Origin of the sequence: Photorhabdus antumapuensis (assembly GCF_020387775.1) — a bacterium.
Taxonomy (GTDB): domain Bacteria; phylum Pseudomonadota; class Gammaproteobacteria; order Enterobacterales; family Enterobacteriaceae; genus Photorhabdus; species Photorhabdus antumapuensis.
The window spans coordinates 1-1,627 of the sequence record NZ_JAHZMK010000096.1; the positions used below are offsets into that span (position 1 = coordinate 1).

A 1,627-nucleotide genomic window follows, 5' to 3' on the forward strand; every position below is an offset into this window, starting at 1 on the left:
GTTAATCTCACTAACTTAACCACAACCCAAGACGCTATCCGTTTAACGACTGAGGGTAAAATTATCCTGGGGGAAGTCCAGGCCAAAACGGACATTAACATCAACAGCAAAGCCATTGAAACGGCGGCACACAGCCATGTGCAGGCGGGTCAACATCTGAGATTGACCACCGAAACATTGCATAATCAGGGTCAAATCCGTGCCGGTGGTGATGTCACCCTTAAAGCAACCCAACTGGATAACGTAAACCCGACTAAGCAAAGTCACCCCATTATCAGGGCGAATAAAAATAACCACATTACCGCTAACGAGATAAACAATGTTGGCGAATTAAGCGCGGTACAAAATCTCACCCTGACAGGCAAAAATTTTTCAACGCAGGCGATAAAAGACAGTCAGGGGAATATCATCGGTAAACTGAGTGCTGGTGGGGATCTGACGGCGGTATTTAAAGATGGATTTCGTTTTAATTTTGATAAAGAACATTTTCAAGCGGGAAAGAGACCCACTGATCTGGCGTTAATCACCGGGAAAAACATTGCGCTCACGGCCAGAGATTTAGTGAATCGGGCGTCAATGAGGGCAGAACAAAACTTAACCGTTAACGCAGAAACCGTGTATTTAAGCCAGGGGAATTTAAAAGCTGGGAACCATGTCATGCTGGAGGGAAAGTCACATCTTGATGTGAATGACTATGATATTTCCGGTCGTGATGTGGCCTTGCTAGCTAGCCGGGGGCTGCTTTCTGTTGCCTCTGGAGATGACTATACCCCGGAAGGAATAAAGGTATTAACCACTATTTCTGCTGATAACCTATTACGCATTATCGCCGATGGTCCTGTTAATATCGTCGATACCCTGATTAACCGGGCGAAAAATATCTTTTTGGCCACCAATGATAAACTTGAGATTTATGCCTCTGGCGATTTAATTGATTTTAATGATGAGCAGAGTCCATTAAATGACGGCGCTAAACAAGCATTAATTAATCAGCGTCTACGCCAGCTCAGCCAATTGCAAGCGGATGAAAATATTGAGATCCAGGCGGGAAAGATTATCGATCTGCGAAGCATTTCCTTGACGGCAGGGAAAGATCTCACGCTGACCAGTGGCGGCACGCTTGATATCAGTAAAATAACAGCAGAGAACCCCTATGAATATGAAAATGAACACGGAGAGGGTTATGAAAAACAGGATGAAGATGAAAATGCCAGTGACGAGGAAGACGAACAATCTTACCCACAATTTCAATTCCCAATAGCGAAAAGTATCATTACTGCCGGCAATAATTTAACCCTGAATGCTGGCGGTGACATTATTGACACTGAAGCGACGTTGTCGGCAAAAGGGACAACGACAATCGCCAAAAACAATGCAGAATTGCACTCACCTGAAGGAAAGTATACGCCGGTGACTTCTGCACTGATTGAACGTGCGTTAAGACAGGGTCCTGAACTGACAATGAACTTCTCCGAAATAGAAGGAGAAGTCCCGGGAATTAAACTGGCGGATAAGCAAACGCGCATAACCTCGAAAAACAATCGCCCGATTATTCATATTGCGGCCCCTAACGCCCGTGGTGTTTCACATAACCATTATCAGACGTTTAATGTTGGGACATCAGGGC

The 1,627-nt window shown here is 44.9% G+C and carries 1 pseudogene; it reads left to right on the forward strand.

Annotation, left to right across the window (positions count from 1 at the left end):
* A pseudogene (locus KZ793_RS22370) lies at positions 1 to 1,627 on the forward strand (filamentous hemagglutinin N-terminal domain-containing protein); the annotation flags it as partial.